This window comes from Paenibacillus sp. Y930 (assembly GCF_056786375.1).
In genome coordinates this window covers 801,197-825,837 of sequence record NZ_JBXCIX010000002.1, presented here as the reverse complement: position 1 = coordinate 825,837, position 24,641 = coordinate 801,197, and the positions used below count along the sequence as shown (strand labels likewise).

25 protein-coding genes are annotated in these 24,641 nt (G+C 38.9%); 7 read left to right on the top strand and 18 right to left on the bottom strand.

Annotation, left to right across the window (positions count from 1 at the left end; translation table 11 throughout):
• The first annotated feature begins 86 nt into the window (after window positions 1-86).
• The gene (locus AC1TO5_RS08975; RefSeq protein ID WP_258202428.1) at window positions 87-332 is read left to right on the top strand and encodes a NifU family protein; all 246 of its coding nucleotides are present in this window, start codon (window positions 87-89) and stop codon (window positions 330-332) included.
• Window positions 333-396: 64 nt separating this feature from the next.
• On the opposite strand, the gene AC1TO5_RS08970 is transcribed toward AC1TO5_RS08975, so the two are convergent.
• The 10 genes from AC1TO5_RS08970 to AC1TO5_RS08925 all read right to left on the bottom strand — a co-directional run bounded on the left by AC1TO5_RS08970 (window position 397) and on the right by AC1TO5_RS08925 (window position 10,354).
• A complete protein-coding gene (locus tag AC1TO5_RS08970) occupies window positions 397-1,170 on the bottom strand; it encodes an SDR family oxidoreductase (RefSeq protein WP_482062442.1) in 774 nt (257 codons plus the stop codon).
• Window positions 1,171-1,249: 79 nt separating this feature from the next.
• Window positions 1,250-1,957 (bottom strand): Cthe_2314 family HEPN domain-containing protein, encoded by a 708-nt coding sequence (locus AC1TO5_RS08965; protein WP_482062441.1) that lies wholly within the window; start codon window positions 1,955-1,957, stop codon window positions 1,250-1,252.
• A 113-nt stretch (window positions 1,958-2,070) separates the two neighbouring features.
• Window positions 2,071-2,994: a COX15/CtaA family protein gene (locus AC1TO5_RS08960; RefSeq protein ID WP_482062440.1), complete on the bottom strand. Its 924-nt coding sequence runs from the start codon at window positions 2,992-2,994 to the stop codon at window positions 2,071-2,073.
• Window positions 2,995-3,085: 91 nt separating this feature from the next.
• Window positions 3,086-3,424 (bottom strand): thioredoxin family protein, encoded by a 339-nt coding sequence (locus AC1TO5_RS08955; RefSeq protein WP_482062505.1) that lies wholly within the window; start codon window positions 3,422-3,424, stop codon window positions 3,086-3,088.
• A gap of 115 nt (window positions 3,425-3,539) precedes the next feature.
• Window positions 3,540-5,198 (bottom strand): putative polysaccharide biosynthesis protein, encoded by a 1,659-nt coding sequence (locus AC1TO5_RS08950; RefSeq protein WP_482062439.1) that lies wholly within the window; start codon window positions 5,196-5,198, stop codon window positions 3,540-3,542.
• 34 nt (window positions 5,199-5,232) lie between these two features.
• Window positions 5,233-5,946: a ThuA domain-containing protein gene (locus AC1TO5_RS08945; protein WP_482062438.1), complete on the bottom strand. Its 714-nt coding sequence runs from the start codon at window positions 5,944-5,946 to the stop codon at window positions 5,233-5,235.
• A gap of 96 nt (window positions 5,947-6,042) precedes the next feature.
• Window positions 6,043-6,528, bottom strand: a complete 486-nt coding sequence (locus AC1TO5_RS08940; protein ID WP_482062437.1) for a DUF456 domain-containing protein — start codon at window positions 6,526-6,528, stop codon at window positions 6,043-6,045.
• 40 nt (window positions 6,529-6,568) lie between these two features.
• Complete coding sequence (locus AC1TO5_RS08935) at window positions 6,569-7,321, bottom strand: Cof-type HAD-IIB family hydrolase (protein WP_482062436.1); 753 nt, start codon at window positions 7,319-7,321, stop codon at window positions 6,569-6,571.
• A 374-nt stretch (window positions 7,322-7,695) separates the two neighbouring features.
• Window positions 7,696-9,816, bottom strand: a complete 2,121-nt coding sequence (locus AC1TO5_RS08930) for a peptidoglycan D,D-transpeptidase FtsI family protein (protein WP_482062435.1) — start codon at window positions 9,814-9,816, stop codon at window positions 7,696-7,698.
• A gap of 37 nt (window positions 9,817-9,853) precedes the next feature.
• The gene (locus tag AC1TO5_RS08925; protein ID WP_482062434.1) at window positions 9,854-10,354 is read right to left on the bottom strand and encodes a hypothetical protein; all 501 of its coding nucleotides are present in this window, start codon (window positions 10,352-10,354) and stop codon (window positions 9,854-9,856) included.
• Between the two features lie 489 nt (window positions 10,355-10,843).
• Here AC1TO5_RS08925 and AC1TO5_RS08920 point away from each other — a divergent pair, with 489 nt between their 5' ends.
• Window positions 10,844-12,028, top strand: coding sequence for an MFS transporter (locus AC1TO5_RS08920; protein WP_482062433.1), 1,185 nt, complete (start codon window positions 10,844-10,846; stop codon window positions 12,026-12,028).
• A 164-nt stretch (window positions 12,029-12,192) separates the two neighbouring features.
• Here AC1TO5_RS08920 and AC1TO5_RS08915 read toward each other — a convergent pair whose 3' ends face one another.
• The gene (locus AC1TO5_RS08915) at window positions 12,193-12,822 is read right to left on the bottom strand and encodes an SCO family protein (protein ID WP_482062432.1); all 630 of its coding nucleotides are present in this window, start codon (window positions 12,820-12,822) and stop codon (window positions 12,193-12,195) included.
• 21 nt (window positions 12,823-12,843) lie between these two features.
• Entirely contained in the window at window positions 12,844-13,722 is an 879-nt protein-coding gene (cyoE, locus tag AC1TO5_RS08910) for a heme o synthase (protein ID WP_482062431.1), read from the bottom strand.
• 204 nt (window positions 13,723-13,926) lie between these two features.
• Between cyoE and AC1TO5_RS08905 the strand changes: the two genes are divergently transcribed.
• The 3 genes from AC1TO5_RS08905 (at window position 13,927) to AC1TO5_RS08895 (ending at window position 16,177) form a co-directional block, all read left to right on the top strand.
• Window positions 13,927-14,349, top strand: a complete 423-nt coding sequence (locus AC1TO5_RS08905) for a cell wall hydrolase (protein ID WP_482062430.1) — start codon at window positions 13,927-13,929, stop codon at window positions 14,347-14,349.
• Window positions 14,350-14,375: 26 nt separating this feature from the next.
• The gene (gerQ, locus tag AC1TO5_RS08900) at window positions 14,376-14,798 is read left to right on the top strand and encodes a spore coat protein GerQ (protein ID WP_482062429.1); all 423 of its coding nucleotides are present in this window, start codon (window positions 14,376-14,378) and stop codon (window positions 14,796-14,798) included.
• 383 nt (window positions 14,799-15,181) lie between these two features.
• A complete protein-coding gene (locus AC1TO5_RS08895) occupies window positions 15,182-16,177 on the top strand; it encodes a metal-dependent hydrolase (RefSeq protein WP_482062428.1) in 996 nt (331 codons plus the stop codon).
• A 400-nt stretch (window positions 16,178-16,577) separates the two neighbouring features.
• On the opposite strand, the gene AC1TO5_RS08890 is transcribed toward AC1TO5_RS08895, so the two are convergent.
• On the bottom strand, window positions 16,578-16,790 hold the full coding sequence (locus tag AC1TO5_RS08890) for an alpha/beta-type small acid-soluble spore protein (protein WP_482062427.1): 213 nt from the start codon (window positions 16,788-16,790) through the stop codon (window positions 16,578-16,580).
• A gap of 120 nt (window positions 16,791-16,910) precedes the next feature.
• On the opposite strand from AC1TO5_RS08890, the gene AC1TO5_RS08885 reads away from it, so the two are divergent.
• Complete coding sequence (locus AC1TO5_RS08885; RefSeq protein ID WP_482062426.1) at window positions 16,911-17,102, top strand: DUF5325 family protein; 192 nt, start codon at window positions 16,911-16,913, stop codon at window positions 17,100-17,102.
• Here AC1TO5_RS08885 and AC1TO5_RS08880 read toward each other — a convergent pair.
• Window positions 17,090-17,491: an O-methyltransferase gene (locus AC1TO5_RS08880; RefSeq protein ID WP_482062425.1), complete on the bottom strand. Its 402-nt coding sequence runs from the start codon at window positions 17,489-17,491 to the stop codon at window positions 17,090-17,092. The two genes, AC1TO5_RS08885 and AC1TO5_RS08880, sit on opposite strands and share 13 nt — an antisense overlap.
• Before the next feature lie 254 nt (window positions 17,492-17,745).
• Here AC1TO5_RS08880 and AC1TO5_RS08875 point away from each other — a divergent pair, with 254 nt between their 5' ends.
• A complete protein-coding gene (locus tag AC1TO5_RS08875) occupies window positions 17,746-19,017 on the top strand; it encodes a methyl-accepting chemotaxis protein (RefSeq protein ID WP_482062424.1) in 1,272 nt (423 codons plus the stop codon).
• A 91-nt stretch (window positions 19,018-19,108) separates the two neighbouring features.
• On the opposite strand, the gene AC1TO5_RS08870 is transcribed toward AC1TO5_RS08875, so the two are convergent.
• The 4 genes from AC1TO5_RS08870 to yicI all read right to left on the bottom strand — a co-directional run bounded on the left by AC1TO5_RS08870 (window position 19,109) and on the right by yicI (window position 24,628).
• Complete coding sequence (locus tag AC1TO5_RS08870; protein ID WP_482062423.1) at window positions 19,109-19,978, bottom strand: CAP domain-containing protein; 870 nt, start codon at window positions 19,976-19,978, stop codon at window positions 19,109-19,111.
• A 262-nt stretch (window positions 19,979-20,240) separates the two neighbouring features.
• Window positions 20,241-21,263, bottom strand: a complete 1,023-nt coding sequence (locus tag AC1TO5_RS08865; protein WP_482062422.1) for a Gfo/Idh/MocA family protein — start codon at window positions 21,261-21,263, stop codon at window positions 20,241-20,243.
• Between the two features lie 24 nt (window positions 21,264-21,287).
• Window positions 21,288-22,070 carry a sugar phosphate isomerase/epimerase family protein gene (locus AC1TO5_RS08860; protein WP_482062421.1) on the bottom strand — a complete coding sequence of 261 codons (783 nt, stop codon included), beginning with the start codon at window positions 22,068-22,070 and terminating at the stop codon, window positions 21,288-21,290.
• 236 nt (window positions 22,071-22,306) lie between these two features.
• Window positions 22,307-24,628: an alpha-xylosidase gene (gene yicI / locus AC1TO5_RS08855; RefSeq protein WP_482062420.1), complete on the bottom strand. Its 2,322-nt coding sequence runs from the start codon at window positions 24,626-24,628 to the stop codon at window positions 22,307-22,309.
• Window positions 24,629-24,641: the final 13 nt, after the last annotated feature.

Genomic DNA, 24,641 nt, shown 5'->3' with positions numbered 1-24,641 from the left:
ACACCTTACTTTTCAAGTTCTTAATTGACTTTAGTATGCTTTTGTTTTACTTTGTACTATAATAGAGTAGAAAGGAGTTGATTGCAATGAGTGAACAAGTACAAGATACACAATATGATGAAGTATTAGACGTTCTTGACAAACTTCGTCCATTTCTACAACGTGACGGCGGTGACGTCGAGCTAGTAGACGTAGAAGAAGGTATCGTTAAGCTTCGTCTAATGGGTGCATGCGGAAGCTGCCCAAGTTCTACTATCACACTTAAAGCAGGTATCGAGCGTGCACTGCTTGAAGAAGTGGATGGCATAATAGAGGTTGTTCAAGTATTCTAATATAACCGCTACTATGTGGTCAAAAAGGCGATCCATCCCATCATCGGGAATTGGATCGCCTTTCTTATTTTACAATATTAGCTCGAATGGGATCAAATCCGCCAGTAACATCAATAATGTTTCCCGTTAAATAACTCGATTTCTCATCACATAAAAAAGAAATAACACGCGCAACATCTTCACCTGTACCAGGTCTACCGATAGGCGTCTCGCCATCCAGATCGTTAATGACTTCATGGATCGACTTTTCCTTATAGGCACCTTTAATATCTCCAGGTCCAATCAAATTAACAGTAATACCATTAGGTGCTTCTTCAACGGCGAGTGATTTTGTAAATGAGACTAACGCCGTTTTGGCAGCAGCATAAACAGCTCGTTGCGGCCATGCGCGCGCTTCATTAGCATGTCCAAAGCCGAAATGGATAATTCTTCCCCAACGTTTTTCACGCATATAAGGTAGTAGTCTATGATTCAACAGCATAACAGATAATAAATTCCCTTGAACAAGTGATCTAATGAGTTCTTCATCATATTGCTGGAATAATTTACGCTCTCTTACGAAAGGACCCGCATTATTAACAAGAATGTCCACACCGCCCCATGCCTCTACACCTGCTGCGATCTTATCAATGCCCTCTGGCTTCGCAATATCAGCTTGAACGACGGTTGCATCAACACCAAGCTTCAACAATTGCCTGCGTACATCAAGCGCTTCCTGTTCACTTTCCATATAATGAATCATAATACTACAGCCCTTTGAGGCTAGCTCCATCGCCGTTCGTTTTCCTAATCCCTTTGCGCTTCCTGTTATTAAAGCTTTTTTCCCCTTAAGCTCCACAAACATTCTCCTTCTCCGATAAAAGTTCAAATTAATCACATGCGATCAGTTCGAACAAGCTTTCTTCATGAAACGCGGGTTAATTACGATGTACCAGTATCTGAGCATATTCGAATGTAAGCTTAATTGATTGCATAGCTAAATCTAAACCAACCGCTAAATCATTCATCTGTTGATCTAAATTTTCTAGCACTAATTCTTGGCCATACATTCTCGTTCGTTGAATTAAATCATCATGCATTTCAGAATTCATATAATGCGTTTCCGTATTTCTTCGTTTACGGAGACGATGTGTTGGTTCCTTACTTTGTTCCTTTAACTCATTCAATGGCTTTGTTAATTTCACATGCACTTGTTGTTCGCGCATCGTTCGTAAAACAGTAAAATAAGAAAAGTGTGCTTTTATTTTCTCCGTTTTTAATTCCAATAGAGCATTCAAAAAAGTTCCTAATTTATCAAGCAGCGAAAAGACTCTTATAAAGCCATTTTTGTCAAAATATACATATCTAGCGTAATCTAATTTTTGCTCTGCGTCCATCTCTTTTATCGAATTCAAAACAATCTTTTCACGAAAATTTTGTGCAGCATAATGACTCGCATATAATTCACGGAGTGATGCCTGTAAACCTAACGTCCATATTTCAAATTTCGTCCACTTTTCCTTGTTATCATCCGCTTTACTACTTCGCTTCGCCATTTGCATTGCGAATTGCTCTAATAATTGATCGACTTCAGCGTACTTCCCTGTTGGTGGTTGTTCCGGTTGTTGAAACATAAACTTCAGCATACTTCTCACTCCATTCTTATACTATAGTGTAGCAACTAATGTACAAAGCAATACATCGTTATCGTATGCGACAAAAAAGCCGCTATTCCTTTAGGCAATAGCAGCTTCATGCATCATTCTTCCTTGCGATATATCCAAGAGCGAATAACAAGATCCACTAATAAGCCGAACAGCGCAACAATTATTAAGTTATGGAGTAAACTTGTAAATATAAACCAGTTTGTATTACCAATCGTATAGACTAGCCAAGCACCGCTGAATATTTGAGCAATAACGAGAATAACAATTACAGCTGACGATTTCGTCAATGAGCTCTTTCCAGTTAATCGCTTGATGTAGAAATACAATGTTATAAGTAGAATTCCTAATATCGCAGCAGCTACTCTGTGTATAAATGCTATACCAGTAGCCCCTGATAATTCAGGTACAACTTCCCCATTACATAATGGCCAGCCTAGGCAACCACCAGCTGACTCTGTATGACGAATGAAAGCTCCTAGATATACGACACCATACGTATAGATCGAAATGGCTATTGCCCACGGTAGAAACGATCGAGGATAGCTAGCCGTCTCTACAATGCCTTTTTTATCACGATAACACCAGATAACGAGTAATAACGTTGCAGCGAAGGCAATTAAAGATATGCCAAAATGAATCGCCATAACAGCATCGGATTGGGGCCATTTTACAGCAGCTGCCCCCATTAATGCTTGAATTATCGTAAATAATAGTGCATACCAAGCATATTGCATTGGCTCACGATACGTTTTACCTTCACGCTTGTACATACGGTAAATAGCGATAAAGACACCCGCAACGATAAGACCTTCCACGCCGCTAACTGCTCTGTGAGAATATTCAATCATTGAATCAACTGTATACGCAGGTATAAATTTACCATTACAGAGAGGCCAATCTGTACCACAGCCGGCACCAGAATCTGTATTTGTTACTAATGCACCACCTAACAGTACAAGTAGCATACCTATGCAGGAAATCATTGCAAATAAGCGAAATCCTTTTGAAACATTCATGTATTCACCTAATTCCAATTATTATGTTACATTAATTATAGCTATACAATTAGGTAAAAGCCATGTTCAAAATGTGAAACTTAAGTCATAACTAGACTGCATCGGCAACGTCAAGCGCACGATTCACAAACTGTTCAATTTCCTCACGTGTTTTACGTAATTTGTTAACAAAACGAACCAGTTCTTGACCATTTTTGAATGCAACAAAGCTTGGTATACCAAGAATATTCAATTCAGAACAAAGATCAGGTAATTCATCACGATCAATTTCATAGAATTCAACCTTACCTTTATATTGTTCTTCTAATTCCGGCATGAAGGGATTAATGTAATGACAATCGCCGCACCATGTTGTTTTGAATACAATAATCGTTAAATGCTCCTGTACAATTTGTTCGCGATATTGTGAATCCGTTGTAATTTTATTCATCTTCTTCATTCCTTCTTCAATTTTTTGTAACTTCTCGATAAGCGTCTTAGTATACAAAAAATACATCGAAAGCATAATCGAATCTTTTTGTAGCATCCTAACTACTTCACTATCTTTATCCTGCCCTAAGAACTCGCATAACTTTCTTCATTGGTCCACGTAATTTCCCAGGCAATGATTCGACATCTTCCGTCGTTACGATATGAAGCTTCAGCAATAATATTCCATATATTAAGCATAATATGCTGCCTGAAATGATAACGGTAATTAGATACGATAGCTTGTCAGCTAATCCAGAAGTCAGTTCTAGAACTAAATAATGTGCCAATATGCTTACTCCTGCAGAAATAACGATAGCTACAATATAAGAAGTCCATTTTTTTCCGAACACTTCTAATTGCACGTCTTTGCGTATTAAACGTAAGTTAAGCAGCGTAACCGCCAGGAAACATGCTGTTGATCCGAGAATGAATCCGAAAACACCAAAGTACAAACCACAAATAGTACTAATGACTATTTTAGCTCCTAAGCCAACAAACGTATTAACCATAGTCTGACGTTGTTTACCCATACCATACAATATGGAGTTAGTTGTCATCATGGTGATTTGCAATATGGTACCTGCACAAAGCATAGCAACAACATCACTGCCATTTGGACTTGTAAATAATAAGCCAGTAACAGAGTATGCTGCAAGGGTTAGAAACAGTGCAATTGGCACACCTGTTAAGCATACTATTTTCAACACAGCAGACGTCTGTCTATCCACTTCTCGTTGATCTTTACGTGCGAAGGCTGCTGAAATTATTGGAATAATCGAAGAACCCAAGGCAATTGCTAATATTGGTGGGATACCTGCTAGTGGTATTGCTTTACTTCCTAGAATTGCATATACCTCTTCTGATTGTGTAAATGTATAGATTTGTTCAGTAATACGTGCAAAGAACGTTGTATCAAAGAAATATACGAGATTGATTGTCATCGATGTCACAAGTGCTGGTAGAGACATTTTCAATATTTCAGCGTATATTGTTCTGAACTTGATTTTGGGTCCATGTTCAAATGTATAAGGTTGATTCGGTAAAAGTGCTGCTCTAGCCTCGGCATGAGATTGTTGATCAAAACGTTGATCTTGTTTCTTCAGTTTGCGGGCATAGTAGATCATTACTGCAAATGCTCCGATACTCCCGAATAGATTACCGAATGTTATTGCTGCCGCTGCATCTGTATCGGAAAAGCCTAGTATGAGCACATAGTAACCAAGTGCAAGTCCTAACACAATCCGAGATATTTGCTCAACAACTTGTGATATTCCTCCAGCAACCATCATCTGTCTACCTTGGAAATAACCACGCATCATCGCAATAATCGGGAAAAGTATTAGCGTTGGAGCAATGGCTCGAATCGCGAGTACAGCTGAATCTTGCTTAATGATCGTTCCATATAGTGGTGCAAATATAACTAAGACGGAAGCTAACAGCACACCCGTTACAGCGCCAAATATTAGTGCAGCTTTGTATATGCGCTTCGCTTCTTGATATTTTCCTGCAGCCATTCGTTCAGATACCATCTTACTGATCGCACTAGGGAAACCTGCAGTCGCAATAACAAGTGCAATCAAATATATTTGATTGGCAGCAATAAATGCACCTTGTCCTTCTGCATCAAGCATATACTCCAGTGGAATTCGTTGGAACATTCCTAGCATACGAGCAACAAGAGCTGCTAATGCAAGAATAAGTGTACCTTTAAGTAATGAATCTTTTTTCAACATAATATATCTAAGTCCATTCCATCTAATTTGTATGCTATAAAGTCTCTAGCGGTTGATGATTCCCTCTTACCGGCGTTGCTGTTATCGTTGGCTTAGCCCAATGAATACTATTGTCGATAACTTTTAGAATATGTTCGTTGTAATAGGTCGGGTATGTCTCATGACCTGGTCTAAAGTAGAAGATTTTACCTTGTCCACGATAGAATGTACAACCACTGCGGAATACTTCTCCGCCTTGGAACCAGCTTAAGAAAACTAATTCATCTGGAGCTGGAATATCAAAATGCTCGCCATACATTTCTTCATGCTCCAACGTAATATATTCAGGTAGCCCCTCAGCAATACGATGACCTGGATTAACGACCCAAAGCCGTTCTTTCTCGTTAGCCTCACGCCATTTCAAATCGCAGCCTGTCCCCATCAGCTTTTTGAAAATTTTAGAGAAATGAGCGGAATGAAGTACGATTAACCCCATACCTTCCATAACACGTGCATGCACACGATCAACAATATGATCCTCAACGCGATCATGCCCCATATGTCCCCACCACACAAGTACATCTGTTTGCTGTAGTACTTCTTCAGTTAATCCATGCTCAGCTTCCTCAAGCGTTGCTGTACGAATATTCAACTCATCTGATGCTAATCCCTTTTGCAGTGCAATATGTATCCCTTCGGGATAAACTCGTGTTACCTCTTCATGTTCCTTTTCGTGCAAAAACTCATTCCAAATCGTCACATTAATCATTCGATAACCTCCTGCAATTTTTCATAGACTACTTGAGCATCCTCCCGAAACATGAAAAATCACCTCGGAAGCATTAACTAGTTTTCATATGTTACCTTACCAAACCCATATCCATAAAATAAATACAATAATCATAATAAGCTGCAGGATGATTTTCACTACAATGCTACTGAATAGCCCAACTAATGATCCCCAGCCAATAAGCATAGACTGCTTAAACTTAGTTCCAATCAGTAATTCCCCTAATACAGCACCTACAAACGGGCCTAATATTAATCCGAATGCTGGAAATGCAAATGGACCAATAATAATTCCGATCGTGGAGCCAACGATAGAAGCTTTTGAACCGCCGAACTTTTTCACACCCATTGCGCCAACGGCATAGTCAGCAATAAGTAAGGCTAGAAGGATCACCGTTTGGATACACCAAAACCAAAATCCAAACTTTTCAAAGCTAATAAAGAAACCATATACAAAAAACGCAGCATATATGGCAAAAACACCTGGTAAGATAGGATATACTGTTCCGATCATTCCAATAACAAACAGCAGAACAACTAAAACGATACCTATTATTTCCATATTCCACCTCACTTTACAACATCATGTTCGTTGAATGCAACTATAGATTGAAAATAAATTTACGTATAACAGCAGCTACTCCATCGTCATTATTTGACGAAGTAATATAATCGGCAGCATGTTTTACTTCATCCTGCGCATTCTCCATAGCAACACCTAGTCCACATTGCTGAATCGCTTTAATATCATTCAAACTATCACCCATCGCGATGACTTGCTCCATCTTAATGCCCATATGATTACAAAGCTTCTGGAGTGCTGTTGCTTTGGAAGTATTGAATGGATTAATCTCGATATTATATAATGAGGAGTTCGATAACTCTAGTTGACCCCATTGCTCAATCTCTGTTCGAATTGCTGTGATCATCTCGATATCCTCAACATAATAGCCAAATTTCAACCATTCATGCTGACCATACTGACCTTGAAGCTCATTCCAGTTTTCTTTATTATAAATTTCTTCTGTCGTATATGCCCAAATCCATGCCTCTGGATAACGGTTGGCAAGTTCATATAATTTTTCAACCCATAGATGGTCTAATAATGTACGATCGAGTAACTGATAAGGTTTCTCCCATATTTCACTACCATTGACTGTAATGATTGGTGAGTCAAGTTGTAATTGTTCTACATAATCAATCGTTTTATTGAAGCCGCGCCCTGTAGAGAACATAACTGTCACTCCAGCAGCTTTCGCTTTGTTGATCCAATGAATATTTTCTTCACTAATTACACTCTCATCATTAAGTACCGTTCCATCCATGTCTAAAGCAATTAGTTTATATTGATTCATTTTCAGTCCCCCAAATCTTTTTAATGGATACTTAATATTACCATACTTAACACAACAAAAGCTCCTTCTCCAGTTGGAGAAGAAGCTAGACCATTACTTTGTTACCCATTATAAATGATTACCAAATGTAAGTAGAAATATTAGCATGACCATTTTCACCATTAATTCAAATCTTCTCACTGCAGAATTTCGAGGAATATTGCGCATGAATAACTACCCCCTTCCTAATAATAATTTATTCTATGCCACTCATACAAAGTTGGTCAAAGGAAACATTGTTGATCTCGAGAAAAATTTCCCATAAAAAAAGGTGCAAGTGTCCAGCTCATCGTACAACTGTTGACACTTACACCTATTGAACTAATCCTTGATAATTACTCCGCAGCATTACCGGTTTGTGTAACTCCCTCCGCAGTGCTACCATCTGCAATATCGCCCGCTATAGCATCCCCGCTTACTCTCGGTTTCCCGAACAACGATTCATACAACTTATCATTGGGTTTATCTCCAAGCCCATAGACTGCATCATACGCATCGAAAATTTGACGAGCAATTGGAGCAGCACCCCATCCACCAAAACCGCCATCAGGTACGACGACCGCTACTGCTAGCTTCGGATTTTCTGCAGGAGCATATGCAATAAATACTGCATTTTCCGTACGTCCGCCTGCTACGTCTTGCTCAGATGTCCCTGTTTTCCGATTAAACGTATGCTCAAACCCCACAAACCCTTGTACCCCTACTAGTCCCATGCCGGTCTCTATTTCTTTCCAATATTCAGCTGGCATATCTACTTCGTTCAGTATTTCAGGTTCAAAACTTTGTAGCAATTTGCCCTCTGATGATCGAATCTCATTAACAAATTGCGGCTTTAAACGTACGCCCCGATTAGCAAGTGTAGCTGTATATTGCGCTAATTGAAGCACAGTATAACGACCCTGTTGACCGAATGAAGCTTGCACTAAAGCTGATTGCGCACTACCGCGCTCCGCTTCACTATAGTAATCGATAACGCCCGCACTCTCTCCTAACAATCCACTACCCGTTTTAACGCCAAGTCCGAACTGCTTCATATATGAATCCCATATATCTATACTCGATAGACCATCTACTGAGCCACGCATATATAACTTATTGCCAACCCAATCTGCCATAAATGTATTAGAAGATTTCTGAATGGCTCTTGCCCCATCTGTTAGTCCATAAGCATGATTACCTGAGTTGCGAATATACCTCTCATATCCTTTTTTACCATATGAAAATCTTCCCGTATCATTGTACTTCGACTCAGTAGTAAAGAAGCCTTCATTTAATCCAATTAAAACCGTTAATGGTTTAATGACTGAACCCAAAGGCACAATGGAAGAAGGATGTTTATCACGTTCTTTTCTTGTTTCATAAGGGCCATATGCTGTTCGGATCGTTCCGTTATTCAACACATACTGGTAGTTATCGTAATCGGCCGGGCTTATGCTACCGCCCGCCCAAATATTAGGGTTATAATCCGGCATGCTTGCCATCGATATAACTTTCCCAGTTTCTACTTCCATCGCGACTGCATACCCTGTTACGGCATCGGGTGCTCGCTCATAGGAGTAGGTTGACTTCCGAATCTTCTCCAGATGACTCATAATAGACTTCTCTGTATGAAGTTGAATGTCTTTATCAATCGTAAGGTACAGATCGGAGCCCTTCGTAGGATTCGTTATACTTATATCCCCTGTTATTACCCCTTGATTATTGATTGGATAAGTTTTCAGACCATTAGTACCACGAAGTATATCCTGATACATATATTCAATGCCATCCAGTCCAACTTCTTCTTCTTCGATATATTTATACAAAGGATCTTTTATTGACAACTTTTCCTTATAAAACTCATAATCGATTCTTACACCACTATATTTTTTCAAATAACCGACAAGATGAACTGCTAATGAATCTTCATCATAATTCCTTACACTTTCCTCGAGAAGAGTAACACCAACAAAATCTGATTGATTTTCCATAATATACGCTAACTCTTCATTCGTTAAATCTTTCTTAATGCGACGAGGCGTAGACATAACATTCTGCCTGAATTCGAGATCCATCTGACGAACAATATCTTCCTTCGTCATAATGTTATCAACGTCACCATACTCCTCGAATACTTTAGCTAGCTTTTCAGCCATCGCTGTTGCTTGTTCCGTACTCTTTTTTCCTCCCTTAATAGAAGGTTGAATGTTGTAATAGATTGATTGCGTTGAAGTAGAATAGGCGATCGGATAACCATTCGCATCATAAATATTACCGCGAATTGGAGCTATTGGAACATTACGCTCATATTTTTTATTGATTGCACTAACAAATGTTGGTCCTTCTACGAATTGCAATACTGCCAATCGCACAATAAGTATGCTAAATACAACGAATACAATAAAGAAAAACACATTAAGTCGGAATGAAAACTGTTTTCTCCTCAGTATTTCTTGTTGCTTTGGATCATCTTGCACTTACAACACCCCTTCCACTACCGCTACCAAGTACGAATTATTTCTTGCTATTTGCTTCTGCTTGCTTAATAAATTGGCTAACAATATCACTGCTTTGCACCTTGAAAGCTGGAGCACCTTTAATCGATATCGATACCTCTTCACTACCAGGTTGCCCTGTCAAAGTAATAGACGAAGTTTTCACTGTAAATGTTCCATCATTATTTGTTGTATATGTTGCACTTGTTGCTTCTCCTATCATAGCATTAAGAGCCTCTTCCTTTGCACTATCTGCTACTTTAGCACCAATTTCTTTCAATTCTTCAAAGCCGTTACTCATTAGACTAGTACTTAAGCTTTTCACATCGTCAAGCGTATATCCGCTATAGATAATGACACCAACAGCCACTACTAGAATTATAGCCCATTTCACCATCGTTTTCATCACGCGAATAATTAACATGATGACAATTAATGCAATTAAAATAACGTACCATTTCTCTTCTAAAAACGCTAACCACGTATCTACATCGTAACTTGAAAAGTCCAAAAAATTCATCCTTTTTTCCCCCTAAATTTTTCATAGTACATGGGCCTACACCCAGACTCATTATAATTACTACCAAATTTTCGCTACTACCATTAAGAAATGTTATATCGAAAGCATATGCAGACTTTCAATGGGGAGGCATAATCGCCACCGAATAAGCTACGTTAGCATAGCCATCGTGATCACAAGTGACTGTTTTATACGACTTCTTCCAAGAGGAGTCACTTGAACATTATAGCCTACTGAGGCGACTACAGTAAATGTGAGCGTGTAATTTTATACCCTACCAAGACTACTAGAGTAATGTGAAGGTGTAATTTTATACCCACCAAGACTACTAGAGTAATGTGAAGGTGTAATTATAGGCATAAGTTGTCCCGCTCGAGCGTACAAGTAGCTATAGAGGATGTTCAAACCAGTTGCCTGGAATCACGCGGTAATGTATTCGGCTTCGAAACTGCCATTCATCGTTAAAAATGTTTGTAGGAGGCTTACACAGTGAAAACAGCCATATGGCTCTACTTATTTTTGTTTGTTGCATTTTTTGATTTGCATGCACAATATCCGATATTAACGCCATTTGCCATCTCTTTAGGTGCTGCTCCATCATTTATCGGACTAATTATGGGTATTTACTCTATTACTCATCTACCGGGTAATCTTATAGCAAGTGTATATGTAGATAAACTAGGAAGTCGTTTGTTCATCGTAGGTAGTCTACTCCTTGCAGGTGCTATACTACTCGTACAATCTGCCGTTACTGATCCATGGCAATTACTTATTTTACGTTCGATTGCAGGCTTCGTTCTAGCTTTTCTATCACCTGCCTGTCTATCATTATTAGCGAGACTCAGCTCAGATATAACTCAGCAAGGAAAATTAATGGCTGGTAACGGACTTGTCCACACACTAGCATCAGTACTTTCACCTGCAGCAGGTGCGATTCTAGTAGCGAAACTAGGCTTCACCAAAACATTTCTAATATTAGGTTGGCTTCTTATCGTTACTGCGATACTAGCTTTCTTCTTTATTAAAGAAAAAAAGTTTGCCTTAGCGGATTCAGCAACCGCAGTTCCAATGCATGATGCACCTGTAGCTACTACAGACGTATTAGCTACGAATACTCCGGCCAAGAAACTACGTTGGACTATTTTTCTTATTCCAATTGGCTTAAGCTGCTCTCAGGGCATTTTAACATTTGAACTTCCTCTCATGGCAGGTAGTATGGACTCTATCATGACAACCGGACTACTTTTTACAGTCGTTAGCATTGGCTCACTCATTACATTATGTATGTTGTTCGTTAATCGCTATGATCCAGCCGTTAGAACAATACTAGGGACATTATCGCTATCCATCTTCTATTTTGTTATCGCAGCAAGCTTCCAAGTTCCCTTTATGCTATTACTACTACTTATCGGTATGAGTAAAGGAGTCGTTTTCCCAGCACTTTCTCATTGGCTTATTCAACTTAGTGAAGGCAGTAAATATGGAAAAACCTTCTCCATGCTATCGATCGCAACATCGATAGGAGCATTTCTAGGACCATTTCTGGCTGGACAAGTGCGGGATATTATTTCACCATACTTTATCGCCTTCGTTATTCTATTTATTGCACTTGCTTTCAACGCTATTCCACCAAAAGATAACAAAACTATATCCCCTAATATGCTAAAAATCTAAGTGGTTGGCTGGAGCTACTTCTAGGGATCATCTGCATAGCAGTTTCACATTTTTCAAATTGAAAAGGCAGGATTAGCGCAATATCTCGGGATATTGCTACTAATCCTGCCACAGCATCGTTGAAGATTACATTCTATTAGCCATTGTTCAATTTTAAAATTTCATTAGTATAACTGTTTCAAAGATTTATATACATCCTGAGCCGTTAATTCTTTGTCGCCAGCTAAAATATTAGGTGAAGCATTAATCCATTTACGGATATTACCATCTTGATCAACGAGGATCAGTGGATTATTATGATAGAATGTTTTTGCCTCTTCATCATACATAACCGCAACACTGAACTCATGAGCCAGTTTCATCATATCCTCAGAATTCTCGCCTCGTAAAAATGTCCAATGGTCAAACTCTACGCCCACTTTTTGCGCGAATTTCGTAATCACTTCAGGAGTATCGATTTCTGGATCGTACGTAATCGAGATCAGTTCTACCTTGGTTCCGAGTTCATCTTTCTCTCTTAACATTTCCTGAACTTCACTAATTAGATATGTTGTCGGTGGACATACATCAGGACAGCTTGCAAAGTAGAAATATACTAGTCTAACTTTTCCATTAGTGTCTGCAAGTGATACTGGATTATTGTCCAAATCATTAAGTTGGAAGTTTGGTGCCGGTTCTTTTACACTAGGTACTGCTTCTGGCTGCCATAAGTAGGTGTAAAGCAAATATACACCCATTACTACGACTAAGCATGATATTGCGATCTGAAATGCGTATTTTTTCAAAAATGCCAACACTGCTTTCCCCTTTCACAGCTACATTTTCGGCGTATTGATAATCATCACAATAAACACAATCATCAAATAATTTACCGAAATTAAGAAATTGAATTTTGCCCACTTCTCTGTATCTTTTGCGAACAACCCCATAATGGTATGAACAAGCCAAAAAACAGTTAATACCGTAGACAGGATTAAGAAGTAAATACCCGCTAAGTCATATACATACATTAATATTACTGTAGCTAGCATAACGACCAAGTATGGAATCATTTGAATTTTCGTACGTTTAATTCCTTTTACAACGGGTAGTAGTGGAAAGCCAGCTGCTCGATACTCCTCTACACGACGAATAGCAAGTGACCAGAAATGTGCAGGCTGCCATAAGAATAGAAACGCAAATAATAAAATAGCGCCCATATCAACTGTACCTGTAACTGCACAATAGCCGATAACTGGAGGCATTGCTCCTGATATACCGCCAACTGAAGTACTCCAAGTAGACGTTCGCTTCAGCCACATCGTATAAATAACGATATAAGCAACCCAGCCAATAATACCTAAAATACCACATAACACATTAACTAAAGTGAATAAAACAGTAACTCCAACGACACCTAATATAATTCCGTAAATTAATACCGATGATGGCTTCATTCTACCTGATGGTAGCGTACGATCTCGCGTTCGCTCCATTTTCAAATCGAGCTCACGATCATAAAAATTATTAATAACTGTTCCAGAAGCCATCGTTAATGTACATCCAATTAGCATCCACAATAATAGCCAAAAATCAAACGACCACTTCGATGCTACCCAGAAGCCTCCTAGAGAAGCAAATACATTAAGACGCAGCAAACCAGGCTTAGTTAGTCCTATCAAGTCTTTAAACAATTGTTGATCCTCCCGCTTCACGTAAGCCGATTTTCTCGTTTGTCCTTCTATGTTGAATCGCTTCTAATCATACCGAAAAAATAGGTTTGTGACAATGTTCACTTCTGTTGTTCATTAATTCGTCATGCAAATGTGACGAAAACACTGTCACATTTAGGCAGGATACTCCATACAATGTGTTATGGATTTTCGCCTAGATAAAGTGAAAGGAGCTGCAGAAACAATATGGCTGTTATTAAAACCAATTCCGAGCAGACAAAAATGCTTGCTCGACTCATGCGTGCCGAAGCTGAAGGTGAGGGTGAGCTAGGGATGCTAATGGTTGGTAATGTTAGCGTCAATCGAGTTCTTGGTGACTGCCTTGACTTTAGAAAAATTCGCTCAATTCCTGATATGGTTTATCAAAGTCCTGGCGGATTCGAAGCAACGCAAAAAAGTTATTTTTATCAAAATGCAAGAGATAGAGAAGTACGACTTGCAGAGCGTGCTGTTCGTGGAGAGCGAACTCATCCCGCTTCCAATGCACTGTGGTTTTTCAGACCAACTGGCAATTGTCCTAGTACATGGTATAACCAGCAAAATAGTGGTCGCTACAAAGCACATTGCTTCTTCAAGCCAACCTGGGATGATTGTAAAAGCGTTTATTAATTTTTCAATTCGAAAGGAAGTTATTCATGAATTATTTTAATGCTTCACCTTATTATTATCCTTATTCCCATCCATCATTCTACCGTGATGTAGAAGTTATTCCGCCATTAGTTCCGAGCGGAGCAGCAGTAACTCCAATGGGCGGTAATATCGTTACAACATCTCCTACTTATGAGGAATCCTATGTGGAAAACATTTTACGTCTCAATCGCGGAAAAATTGGTACCTTCTATATGACTTATGAAAATAACTCACAATGGAATGCGAAAATATTTCAAGGTTTTATTGAAGCAGCTGGTCGTGATCACATTGTGGTGAGCAATCCTGAAACTGGTGAACGTTACTTGCTGCTTATGCTTAATCTTGACTACGTTACTTTCGACGAGCCAATTGCTTACGAATATCCTTTCCATGGTGAAATGGTAACACCTGAATCACCAGTAGAATAATTTCAGCTTATTCCATGCCATGAATGAACAGTGCTTTACATTGTTCATTCATGGCATTTTTAATGCATCATCATTTTTTTCCATTACCCGTGTAATATTTTCCAATAACTCGTGCATAATGGAAGTAGTGTATGTTTCCATCAGAAGAAGCACTTCAAGGTGGTAACAAAAAGTTTTAGCGTATGCTTCCGAAGCAACTTTTTGTTGGCAGGAAGCACTTCAAGTTGGTAACAAAAAGTTTTAGCTTATGCTTCCGATGTAACTTTTCATCACAAGAAGCACAGCAAGACGTTATGAAAAGTTTTAGCTTATGCTTTCGATGCGACTTTTTGTTAGCAGGAAGCACTTCAAGTTGGTAACAAAAAGTTTTAGGAGGGTTACATTTGGATACAGCATCACATTTTGTTGTCGGAGTTGGACTAGCAGGCTTATCTCAACTTGATCCGGTAGTTATTAGTCAGCCCGCTATGCAAACTGCAGTTATATTGGCAACAATTATTGGTTCACAGGCACCTGATTTCGATACTATTACCCGTTTGCGCAATAATGAAATCTATATTCGTCAGCATCGCGGCATTTCTCATTCTATACCTGCGATTCTATTATGGACTCTTATAGTTTCCGCTTCATTATATATGCTGTTCCATTTAAATGAAGGATATGGACATATCGTAGGCTGGACTTTTCTTGCCGTAAGTTTACATGTGTTCATGGATCTGTTCAATACATATGGAACACAGGCGCTTCGACCATTTTCGAGGGGATGGATATCGTGGAATATCATTCATATTTTCGATCCTTTTATATTTACGACTCATGTTATTGCTGGTGTACTCTGGATAGGCCAGTTAGCTGATCCTAGATTTATTTTCCCAATTCTGTACATCGTTATTGCCCTTTATTATGTAATAAGAGTGGATTATCACTATCGCTTAATGAAATATCTACAAAAGCATATTCCTATTCATCATGATGAAGTGCTTATGATTATTCCAACAGTACGATATCGAATATGGCATATTATGATCAAAATGGCCGATGGTAGTTATAAGCTAGGCACTTGGAAGGATGATACTATTCGCTGGGTGGAGCAAATTACGTCTGATCGTCATCCACTTATTGAGAAGTCTTGCCAACATCCTACAGTAGCTGCACTTCAAAGCTTTACTAAACATACCGTTGCGCATGTAACTGAGCATCATTGGGGTACTGAGGTGCGTTGGTCCGATGCCCGTTATCGACATCGTAGGCAATATCCGTTTGTTGCCATCGTCTTCTATGATCATGATGAACAACCACTAGCTTCTTATGTTGGCTGGCTTAACGATCGGAAGTTGTATAAGAGGCTTTACAATGAAGCGAAGCTTTCTTCTATATAGGGGAAGATCAAAAAATGGACTTTGATAACGAAGTGTATGCTAACGTAGCTTACTCGGCATCGAATATGGAGCGAACTTGGAAAGTACGGTTCGCGTGTACGTAATCATGTACACTTGCGCTTCCGCCTTTCTCAAGTAGCGCTCCATCTTCTCGGTTCTGAAAGCCCATTTTTTGAACCTTCATTGAAATGGGAAGATCAAAAAATGGACTTTGATAACGAATATGGGCTTCGTAGGTCATTCGAAATCAAATATGAACCGTACTTGGAAAGTACACGTTGCTGGGTTTTGTTTTATCGTATGATTTGATTGTACTGTTTCAACAAACATCATATAATAAAAGAAGCTCAAGGTTTGCCCTTGAGCTTCTTTTATTATTATATTGAATAAAAAATCAAATTTAACGTTGTCCGCCAGACAAATGTTGTTCAGCAATTTGTACTAGCTTTTTAGTGATATAACCACCGATTGAACCCGCTTCACGAGTAGTTAGGTTACCGTTATATCCTTCTGGTGATAAATTTACGCCTAGTTCCTGAGCTGCTTCCATTTTCATTTGATTTAACGCTTGAGATGCTTGTGGAACGATTAATTGGTTGCTTTTATTTGCCATGATGTAAATCTCCCTTCGTCCTCATAGGTAAAATTCATATGCAAGCTTGCAAACATATTATGTGCACGAAAAAGATTACTATACAGATTATCGAAAAAAAGTTTTTAAAGGAGAATGAACTTGTCTAAATCACTGTCTTTGCTGTTCTCTAGTCTAGGAATTATTTGCTTAGCAGGAATGTCGATTGCTATGACTCATAGTCTCAAATGGGTAATCTTTTGGGGGTTGTTATCGCTAATTACAATTGGAACGGGGTTTATGGTGAAGGTAAAACTACGGAAGATGAAACAACAATCTAATCAAGAAGAATAATCAATTAAACCGTTTCGCTTAGAATGCGGAACAACATTCCACGTTGACATATTGTAATTGGATTCATAAAGAACACTGGCTGACCACCCTTTTCGATTAGATCTAACCGAAAAATCGTATAGTATTTCGCCATGAGTCCAATTACGCTTCATCTTCAATGCATCGATTGCCAAAACTCTGAACCGATCTACCTGCTCTTTCGTTAATCCCGCTCCTTCTTTTTTCACCTCATCATCTTGAATATGAATAGGATGATGTTTAATGCCGAATTTACCAATCGTATCGTTTCTTACAATAATTAATACGGTACCCGCATTTGCCCCTGTTAACTCATGTTCTAATTGACGAAAAACAAAATCAACTTGTCTTGCTAATGAAATTCCAGTCATTTTATTTCTCCCTTCAAATGTTTTTTTTGTAAACTCAGTTCTAATATAACGCGAAAATTGTCTTCTTGCACCGAAAGATAGCACAGTATTTACCGAAGCATTTCGTAGTATTTACCCAATTTCTCGATAACGTTGCACAACTATTGAACTAGTTTTAGTTTAAGTATATATGAATTTCTGACTATTAATGTGATGGACCTATCCCGAAAGTGGTGCTATAATATGGATATTATTGATAAAGGAGCGCTTACATTATGGAGAAGTTCACTAATTGGTTCAACTCATTATCTGTTAGAAGCAAGCTCGTTTTCGTTACTTATTCTAACCTTTCCATTTTAACACTACTAGCGCTAATATTTACTATTATTATGAATCAGAATTTCACAGCAATAATAATCATTGCCGTAATATCTTATGGAATTGCCTATCCCATTATTTTATTTGTAGAGAATGCAATTACAGCATCATTTGATGAAATTCAAAGTGCTGCAAATCGTATTTCTAAAGGCGATTTTTCTCAAACCATTGATGTGGAGGCAACAAATGCTGGTGAGCTTGGGCATACCTTCAACAGCATGGTTATTAAATTAAGAGATATATTATCTGAATCGATGAATATTACGAAACATGTTGCAGATACAAGTCGCAGTATTTTCGAAAAAAATAATACCATTCAATCTACGATGGAGCAGGTAGCTGTATCTGCAACTGAACTTGCAACTGGTGCTAGTACGATTTCTGAAGATGTATCTCATATGACTGAATCAATCACTGAAATTGAGATTCGTGTTACAAATTACGCACATTCTACAAAAGAAATGAATACTCGTTCCGAAGAAACGATTGAGCTCGTACATAAAGGTCGTATTGCCCTTGAAAATCAAAGTGATGGTATGAATCGTAACATAGAAGCAACAGAGCAAGTTGCTATAACAATTAAAGATTTAGCTGAAAAGGCTAAAGGTATTTCAGCAGCAGCGAAAGCGATATCTGAAATTGCTGAACAAACGAACCTGCTTTCCTTAAATGCATCGATCGAAGCAGCACGCGCAGGTGAACACGGACGAGGATTTGCAGTGGTTGCACAAGAAGTTCGTAAGCTAGCTGAAGAATCAACAGCTTCGACAAAAGAAGTGTTCGACTTAGTGAAAAGTATCGATAAAGGAATTCAAAATACGATACATAATATGAAAGTCAATGAAGAAGTCGTTAGTATGCAAGCAGCACATATTCGTCAAACAGAAGATATTTTCAATGAAATTGTAGTAAGCATTCAATTTATTAGTGAGCAAATCTTCAATTTCTCTAAAGAAAGCGATAGTATGCTTGATAGTGCACAAAAGATTTCTGCTGCAATTCAAAACATTTCTGCAATTACAGAACAATCGGCTGCTGGTACTGAGGAAGTTTCAGCTTCTATGAATGAACAAATTCCTTCCGTGCAAGTTGTTGTTTCAGAAACTGAACGAATGCTTAATATGGCAACTCAGCTGCAACGTACTATCCAAATTTTCAAGTTGAAATAATCTTCGTTATCAAAGCCTGATTGCATATGAAAAGCCTTCCTTGAACTTCAAGGAAGGCTTCTTTCACCATATTGGTACAAATATGATTGCATTAACCGATGAACATTTGAACCCATTTGCCATTCACATATCCAACGCCGATTTTTGTAAAGTTAGAGCTCATAATATTCGCTCTATGTCCTGAACTATTCATCCAGTCCTTCATAACTTGAGCAGCGTTTTTTTGACCAGTAGCAATATTTTCACCTGCGTATGAGTAAGTGATTTTGTATGTTTTCAACATATTGAATGGAGAACCATACGTTGGTGAATTATGACTAAAGTAATTATTAACATCCATATCTCTTGCTTTTTCCATCGCTACTGTATTAAGGCTAGCATCTAAAGCCAATACAGATAATCCAGCTGCAGCACGCTCCGCATTAACAAGCTTTACAACTTCCTGCTGAATTGCTGCTACAGAAGAATTTCCAGCATCAGGTGCTGGAGTTGCCGTAGGCTTCACAGTCGGTGTAGGCTTCGCAGTAGGTGCAACGGTTGCTGTTGGCGTTACAGTCGCCGTTGGTTTAGGTGCAACAGTTGGCGTTGGCTTCGCAGTAGGTGTTACTGTCGCTGTCGGTTTCACTGTTGGCGCTACCGTTGCTGTTGGGTTCGCAGTAGGTGTTACTGTAGGGCTAGGTGTAACTCCAGGTTTAAGATTAGGTAAATAAATACAAAAACCAGTTTGAACATTCACTTTCCAATTTCCGATCGTTACAATCGTTTGATTGGAATCCGTGATTTTGTTAAGCAAACTATTCATAAGATTAGATTGCCAATTGGATGTATAAGTTTGCTCTTTTATGTCCATCTTAGATATAGTAGAGGCTGCATCTACACTTGCCCCTGTTAAAGTAGCTGTACTAATAAGAGCGGTTGCCACAAATGTTGCGACTCCCAGCTTCCATTTTTGCTTTGCCATAATTAATTCCTCCTAAACTTTTTGTTGCTTCTTGGATAACTGCTGTGTGTACCAATATGTCAACTTCCGCTTTATCGTATCAAAGTTTTTTTTAGGTTGCATGAATCAATAATTACCAAAATCGTTTTGTAAACGTATACATAACTGTTGTTATACCTTTGTTAAAATCCCCTCACTATGGTAAATGTAACTAAGTGAAGAAAACTTAAACAAGAAAAAGCATTTCGGGAAAGCCCGAAATGCTTTTTCTTACTGAACAATATTAGTTAACTTTAATAACACGACCAGTTTCTTGAGATTCGAAAGCATCAAGAATAACTTTCAAAGATGCTCTACCTTCCTCGCCTGTTACAGCAGGAACCGTATCATTAACGATAGATTCAATGAACTTCTCAACTACACCACTTGTTACTTGCTTCTCGTTAGTTGAAATTTCACCCGTTTGATATTTCGTTACTGTACCATCACGAAGCTCAACGATAACATCATCTACTGGGTCAGTACCGATACGCATTACACCATTTTCACACCATAACATTGTGCTATTGTCTTCGCCTTTATAATACGTCCAGCTTGCTACTAAAGTGCCAATAGCACCAGATTTCATACGTAGAATACAAGAAGAGTTATCATCACTCTCTGTATCTTTTTTATCAAGTGTTCCCACGAATGCTGCAATTTCAGATACTTCATCATCAAGTATCCAACGGATCAGATCCGATTTATGAACACCTAGATCTCCCATAGCGCCCATAATTGCTTCTTCTTTGCGGAAGAACCAGCTCTCTGCACCATCAATACTCCATGCGTCAGGACCAGGATGACCGAAAGAGGTACGGAAAGTAAGTACTTTACCAAGTATGCCTGATTTCAAAATTTCTTTTGCTTTTTCATGTGGAGGCATAAAGCGTTGGTTATGACCAACCATTAGCTTCACATTGCTAGCTTTAGTCGCTTCAATCATTGCCTCTGCTTCAGCATCAGTTACAGCCATTGGTTTTTCTACAAGGACATGTGCACCAGCTTTCGCTGCTTCAATCGTCATCTCAGCATGCAAGAAGTTAGGCGTACAAACGCTAACTGCGTCTGGCTTAATTGCTGCCAACATCTCTTTATAATCTGAAAATGCTTGTGCACCATACTCCTTAGCATAAAGCTCAGCACGTTCAATAATTGGATCTACAAATGCAACTAGCTCAACATTGGCATCACTTGCATACTCAGGGATATGACGGTATTTCGCGATAGAACCGCAACCGATTACTGCTACTTTAACTTTTGACATGAATAAATTCTCCTTTAATAATAATTATTTGAATTGATTAAGATAATTTTGCTCTAACCACTTGTAGCTTGTAGCAATCGATTCCAATGGAGGATTCGTGCATGAATCCTGCTCTACAATAATCCATTCCACACCTGCATCAGACGCTGCATTCACGATATCATTTAACGGAAGATCGCCTGCACCAAGTTCAACAGTATCAATTGTTTTTTCTGGATCACGACTTTCCTTCAAGAAATCTTTCAAGTGTAGCAACGGTAAGCGACCAGCATATTTTTTTATGTAACCAACTGGTTCAATTTTAGAGTATTGCACCCACCCGATATCCATTTCAACCTTAAGATCTGTAGCCGGAATACGTTCGAATAGTGCTTCAAACACCATTTGACCGTCAATTAACGTACTGAATTCAAAGTCATGATTATGATACAGGAATTCAATGCCTTGCTCAGTACAAGCACGACCAATGTCAGCTAGATCAATTAAATGCTGACGCCATGAATCAACATCACGAATTTCTGCAGCTAACCATGGGCAGATCGCATATTTTGCACCAATAGTTTTCAAATATGTAATTTCATTGTCCAAGTTATCTTTCAAATTGGATAATTGAATATGACTACCTATCGCTTTCATGCCAAGTTCTTCTAGTAACTCACGCATTTTCTCTGCTGGAATATCGCCATAATGGTAAAATTCTACACCTTCGTAACCTAATCCTGCAACATGACGTAAAGTACCTTCAAAATCTGCTTCCAATTGATCACGAAGCGTAAAAAGCTGCAATCCGATTGACATTCGATTCATTATATTCAAACTCCTTTATATGTTTATATATTTATGTCTTATTTTGTCCAACTAGATTAAGTATAGCGCATACATTACGATAAAACATTAATTATATTAACATATTCTTATGCTATTTTGTCATTTGTTATTTATCATGACTATTTTTACAGTCGTAACGATTTCATTTGTGCATAACTAACAACAGGACTTAGGTAGCTTTCACCTAAATCCTGTTTTCTTCAATAGTAAGCGTATTATTCTAATACAATTGTAAATTGTGTGTTACCCTTCGGATCAAGAGCAATGCGACCTGCTTCAACCGTTGCTGCGACTCCTTCAACAGCAGTTACCTCACCATGACCTTTAACAACAAGTGAAAGTGGCTTATTGGCACCGTTCAATGCAACTACGATCGAATTACCGTTGCGTGTTGCTTCAACTGTTAATGAAACATTACCTTTCACATCACGAACTACAGTTGATGCCTTAACACCTTCTTGTAAATTGTGGAGCTGTAATTCAACACCATCAGCGAAATCATAATCAGGACGATCATTAACTGCACCAATTGCAAGAATGGTATTTTCACGAACAAATAATGGCAAGCTCATGAAGCCATGCGTTTCTGATTTCCAAGTACCACCAACAACTACTTCACCCGTTAATAGATGCGTCCATTGTCCCGCTGGCAAATAGTATGTTACATCTCCCTCTTCATTGAAGATTGGAGCAACAAGTATACTATCTCCGAGCATATACTGACGATCAAGTTGCTCTACTGCAGGATCACCATGGAATTCAAGTACCATCGAACGCATAGCAGGAATTCCAAATTCATGTGCTTGAACAGCTGTATTGTATAGATAAGGCATTAATGAACATTTCAGCTTTGTAAAGAAGCGAGTAACGTCAACTGCTTCTTGATCATAAGCCCAAGGTACTCGATAAGACTTAGAGCCATGTAGACGGCTATGACTAGATAGTAAGCCGAATTGCAACCAACGTTTGAATACATGACTAGGTGCTGTATTCTCAAAGCCACCAATATCGTGACTCCAGAAACCAAAGCCTGACATGCCTAGCGACAATCCGCCACGAAGACTTTCTGCCATTGATTCATAATCCGCATAACAGTCACCACCCCAGTGTACTGGGAACTGTTGTCCGCCTGCTGTTGCTGAACGAGCGAATACTGCTGCTTCATTTTTACCAAGCTTTTCTTCAAGCACTTCAAATACGACTTTATTATAAAGCTGCGTATAGTAGTTATGCATTTTGAACGGATCAGAGCCATCGAAGTATACAACATCTGTTGGAATACGCTCACCGAAATCAGTTTTGAAGCTATCTACGCCCATATCCACAAGCTCACGTAAGTAAGATGCATACCATTCACATGCAGCAGGGTTAGTGAAATCTACTAGCGCCATACCAGGTTGCCATAGATCCCATTGCCATACGTCTCCGTTAGCTTTTTTCACTAGATAGCCTTTTGCTGCACCTTCCTCAAATAGACGAGAGCGTTGAGCAATATATGGGTTAATCCATACACAGATTTTCAAGCCACGCTCTTTCAAGCGGGCAAGCATTCCTTCTGGGTCTGGGAATACAGACTCATCCCATTTGAAATCTGTCCAATGGAATTCTTTCATCCAGAAACAGTCAAAGTGGAATACGTGAAGCGGAAGATCTCGTTCAACCATACCATCAACGAAGGAGTTAACCGTTTGCTCATCATAATTAGTCGTAAACGATGTGCTTAGCCATAGACCAAATGTCCAAGCTGGTGGCAATGCTGGACGACCAGTAAGCTGCGTATAGCGATCAAGCACGCCTTTCATATCGGGACCGTCAATGATGAAGTATTCAAGCGATTCACCTTCAACGCTAAATTGAACCTTTTTCACTTTTTCGGAAGCTACTTCAAGCGATACAAGCTCAGGCTGATTAATAAATACGCCATAGCCTTTATTCGTTATATAGAAAGGAATGTTCTTGTATGTTTGCTCAGAACTTGTACCAGCATCCTCATTCCAAATATCAACCGTTTGACCATTTTTCACAAATGGAGTGAAACGCTCACCAAGTCCATATACTAATTCGCCAACACCAAGATCAAGCTCTTCACGTACATATGCACGTTCTTTGCCCTCTGTAATGTACGCCATAGAACGCTGCGCGCTTCCTGTTAGACGTTTGCCACCACGGAAGAAGTCTACCTTCCATTCTGGACCTTTAGCAATATGAACGCTTAAGTCACCGCTAGTTAGAACGGCTTCAAGTTCATTTTCTTCAATAACTGCGTTGCTTTCCGCAGATTTCGTAAGTTCAAAGTTAGGACCAAGATTACGCACACCAGTATGATGAATAACTTTCACTCCAATAACTCCTGGTAGTGGAGAGTGGAATTGAATCGTTAATAGCATCGTATCAAGCATACTCGCTCTATTTAGAAGCGGACGTGGTGCAGCATAAGCTGTTAATACGCCATCCTTCTCATAGAATTCATGCGCTTGTACCGCGCCTTGTACATTAAATTGCTCATGGATTAACCAGTTACCATTTGTAAATTTCATAGGATATGATCAA